The sequence below is a fragment of the bacterium genome (genome assembly GCA_035530055.1).
Taxonomy (GTDB): domain Bacteria; phylum UBA6262; class WVXT01; order WVXT01; family WVXT01; genus WVXT01.
The window spans coordinates 1-4,760 of the sequence record DATKVN010000032.1; the positions used below are offsets into that span (position 1 = coordinate 1).

General features: G+C 44.0%; 1 protein-coding gene. It reads right to left on the minus strand.

All coding sequences use genetic code 11. The features are described 5' to 3' along the window. The coding region (locus tag VMW39_03155) for a TolC family protein (GenBank protein HUW23009.1) at nucleotides 1-4,760 on the minus strand (4,760 nt) is incomplete at both ends.

The window sequence follows — 4,760 nt, forward strand, 5'->3', positions numbered from 1 at the left end:
TCTTTATAAGAAGTTCTTTTTTCAATTCTATGTGATTATCTATTACTTTGATATCCCGCAGGAACAAGCCGTGCTGAGCTTCGGACCTTATCCAGTCGAGATACGCATTCCTGGCTTCTTCCGCCAGCCCGGCTTCAAACATCTTCTCCTCGGCTTCTGCTTCCCTCCACAGCTTTTCATATAACTTGAGTTTACAGGCGTCCTCCCTTCCTAACTTTATGGAACCCTCTAAACGCCCACCCACGGTGCTAATGGTTCCCATATCAATTCCAAAAATTCCGTCGATTAGCTTGAATAAGAAGAATTTATCATTTACCTCTCTTAAGAACCTGAGGTATTGCCACTTGCGGGCTTCGGTTTTACTCCGGAGTTCCATCAATCGGGGATGCTTCTTTAAGGATTCCAATACATAAGACGCCGCTGTTCCCTTCTCCGGCTCTACCTTCTCGGTTACCTTACTCTCCACCGCAAGCTCTTTCAGTCCTCCTATCTCATCCCGAAGCTTCTTCTCCTTTTTAGAATCCCTGGTAAGAGAGGCCTCAAGCGTATTCTTAAGCGATTTCAATTCCTTGACTTTCGAATTATACACTTCCTGGATATATCCTATTGCATACTTCCAATCCGGATTACTCTCATATTTAGCAATCAGTTTCTTATCATTCTTTATCTCCCCGAGCAACGTCTTCATCGTGGAGATAATTTCCTTCTGAACCCGCTTATCCTCTTTATTAAGTTCCTTCTTATCCTTCCTGACAAATTCTTCCACCCTGTTGCAGAAATCTCCTATCTTATCAAACTCGCTCCATCCTTTGTTAAGCTCGTCGTAAGTCCTCGCTGCCGCTGTGTAATCCGCTAACGAAGTTGCCTTCAATTCCCTCGCCTCCCTCAGAAGCTCCTTAGCCCTGATCAGGTGTTGCTTGGATAGATAGCCCTTTTCAGTTGCCTGCCTGGCTTTTTTGAGGTACTCTTCTGCCTTATTTAATACAGCGAGCGATTCCTCATGCAACCTTTCAGCATTCTTCACTTTTTGCCCAGCCCGGTCCAGCGCTTCTCTTATATCCCTTAGCGTTGCTTCATTGCCATATACCACAGCCTCTTTCAAATGCATAAGCGCCATAGGCGAATATTTCTCCCCCCGGGAGAAAATCAGCCCCAGGTCGCTCTGGTAAAACTGGAACAGGGCGCTGAAACTGAGTTCTCCTCTAAATCTAATATTCGACCAGGCGCTATTGACTTCTTTATACTTATTATTTAGAGACTCCAGCGCGTTTCTCACCGCCTGAATCTGACCGGGGAACGTCCGGGAAGTATCATGCGTTTCTACGATGCCAATCTCGCCAGCCATCTCTCTCAACTCTTTTAACTCTTCTTCTATCTTCGCCGTCGTAATTTCAAGGAGGTCTTCACTTAATTCAAACCCGTCCTGCGGGCTAATCTCCAACAACCTCCCCAGCTCATTCTTCGCTAACGCGACATTTTTCTCAGCCAAAACCAGCCCGGCCTCGGCTTCAAGAAGTTTACCCTCTATCTGTTTAACCCGATCTTCAATGCCTTTTTTTTCTCTCGATTCAGCATCCTTTAAAATAGCTTTACAACTCTCTATTCTTTTCTTCTCTCTTTCCACAGCCATCTGCTGCCCTCTATACGTATCCAGGGCGCGCTCAATCAGACTCCTGAAATTATTTATCCTGTTAACATGCTCAACCTGTGCCAGAATATTTTGGCCTTCTCCTATCATTTCCCTGACCGGTCTCATCTTATCCACTATAGGAAATTCTATCCCCAGAGCTACAAACCAGCACCTGTATGTCTCCAGCCCGCCTTTTGCCCAAACTCTGAGACCATCGTTATCCTTTGCAATCTCATTCAGTTTCTCCACAATTAATACGTCCAGGTTCTTTGCCGGGTCGGTAGCCTCCTTCCACTTCTCCAATACCTCCTGCAGGATTTTCGCCTTTTCTTCAGGAAGAGCCGGGATGAACCTATTGTAAATCCCCAGCGCCAAAAGGTCTCTCGCTTTGGTAAAGTTATATTTTGCTTTCGTAGCCTCAGCGACAGTAGATTCAGCCGTCTTCTCCCCTGCCACGACAACCTCTTCTGCACTCTCCGGCTCGGACAGTAAAGATTCCCCACCGGGGACAACTTCCGCTGGCGGCAGAATCTCTAACTTATAACCGGCAAAGATAGCATTCAAAATCCCACCCGCAGGCTGACCTTCAGGAACATCAGTCAATCTTAATCTAATAAATCCTATCTCTTCTAATCTCTTCAGCGCTTCTACCGTACGCCGATACTCTCCTTTAGAATGGAAGCTCATCTTAACGCTATCCCTCTCGCCCCTATTCACTTGCTGTATCCTTCTCACGAGAGAAACACGGGCGTTTACGTCCGCCCAACGCTTATAGCGCGTGTGACTCAAAACTTCTCCTAACCTGTCAAGTAGCTCCTCCTCTGAGGCCCGCTCCGCCGAAACTTCTTTCACCAGAGGAGCCTGCTCTGTCTCCTGCCGAGGTCCCTCAGCCTCTATCGCCTCTTCCTCTGGCTTCACTTGCTTCAACTGGAGTATTACTTCTTCGGTCTTATCCTCACGTACCTCGAGCTCCTTACCCACTGCCTTGGCTGGCTTTTGGGCTGCCTCCTTCTTCTCCCCTGCCTTCACCATATCATCCCGTACAGCAGCTTCTCTAACCTTTCTTTGTACCTCAACCTTTTCCTTAACCTCAGCTTGTTTTCGAGCTTCTTCTTCAGCTTTTCTTTGTGCCTCAGCCTGTTTTCGAGCTTGTTCTTCGGCGACCTCGGCTTCTTTAGTTTCTCTTCTGGCTTTAGCCTCTACTTCAGTCTTTTTCTTAACCTCAGTTTGTTTTCGAGCTTCTTCTTCAACTGTTATCCGTTTGGTTGGTTCTGCTTCATCTGGTTTTACTTTAACTGGTTCTTCTGATACTTCGGCCCGCTGTTCAGTCACTGGTGCTAACTCGGTAACCTGAGTGCAGGATAGAAGAGCTTTTACATCTCCGCCAAATTTTTCGTGTAGCTTAAGTACAAGTGCTTTTATTTCTTTATCTGTTTTCTTAAGTACATTAGCTAATTCTGACTTTGCTACTTCGCCCGTTGAAGTGAGGTAAGAAGTTGGTCCATTATGAGGACGTCCCATAAACTCATCAAGAATTATTTCGTTTGAGATAAATGATTTTGAAGTTCTATTAATTCCAATCCTACGACACATCAAGGCGAGTTCAACCTTTGGATGTCCGGCAAGATAAATTTGGGCAGTGTAGGCTAAAATCTCATTTATCACTTCTTCTGTACATCTATATCTATCCGCAATAGATTTTAAATCTACCTTCTGTGAAAAATTGAATGCATGAGTTAATTCATGGTTTGCAGTACTATTTATACGCTCCTGTTTAATATCGGAAATACTACTGTTTCCATAAGCTGATTTAAGTACTGGAATAAGGATATCTAATACAGGTTTCGGTAGAAGATTATGACTATAGTCATGTAGTATTTCTTGATATTCTCCATTATGGATCTTAGTCGCGAAATCCTGGGTGTTCTTTTCCATCACAAAAGCTATATTTGGATATTCTTTGTAGTAGATGCCACTCCCCGTCCAGATCAAAGAACTATCGGGCGAATAGTCAAATTCTCTTAATACAACAGCAGTAAATTCCCTGGCATTTCTTTTTTGAGCATAAACTTTACTAATGGTAAATTTATATATCGCCCCATAGTCTCCTAACGCACCTTTTTCAAGTAGTCCATCTTCAACATCCACTTTAAGATAAAGCCCCTTGGGCATTAATATATTCCTATTTATTTCTACTAATTCCTTATAGAAAGGAGAATCGTTATACGGAGGTTGGCCTTTGTGGCCAAAATTATCCCAATCAGTATCAAAATAGGCCTCTCTGAGAGGGTTAACAACATTTTCTATAAATTGCTCTGAAGCTTCAGGTTTCCAATAGGAGGTTAAATGGTTTTTCTTAAGATTAGCTAAGTCTTGTTTCAGCAACTTAGCTTCATCGGAAGATTCAGCGTATATCCTGGGCATCCCGGAATCCTGACGGGCTTTAGAATCTATATCTGTTGGCGTTTCTTTAGTTTGTGTGATTTTGGTTGGTTCTGCTTCAGCCGGCTTTAATCCAACTGGTTCTAAGGGTAGAGTAACTTCTTCTTCAGGCTTTCTCTCTGCCTCGGCTTTCTTGAATAGAATATCTCTTATTCGATTTGTTGTTGTGGCCACGATGTTGGTGTCAAGAAAGCCACTCATAATTTGTTGACCAGCGCGAGTGCGGGCTTCTCTCGACTGTTCCAGCATCTGGCTAAACTGACTATCCATACCAAAGACCCGCGATGTAACCACAGTAGAAGGCACTACTATGCCGGCAACCGCTGAGACGTTGACCAATCTCAGTAACCTTTCCGGCGATAACGCCTTAGCCGTCGATTCTACAATACTATTCTTAATTCTGCCCTCATTTACTGCTTTTTCTATGTGAGGTAAAACGAATTTAATAAATGATACACCAGATAATACTATCACTATGGGCACTGCTGCTATAATACCTATCTGAGGAAGGGTGAGTGATCCAATTACACCTTTAAACAAGAGAAAGATTGTTCCAAAGGAAAGCATGGAAACTATAAGATTCCTATTGAACAGAGCAACTGCGAATGCGGTACTAACCGCTTTTCTTCTGGCATCTGTATTACCGCTTATTCTGGCCGTGTGTGGGGCAACGGCTCTTGCTATTGAG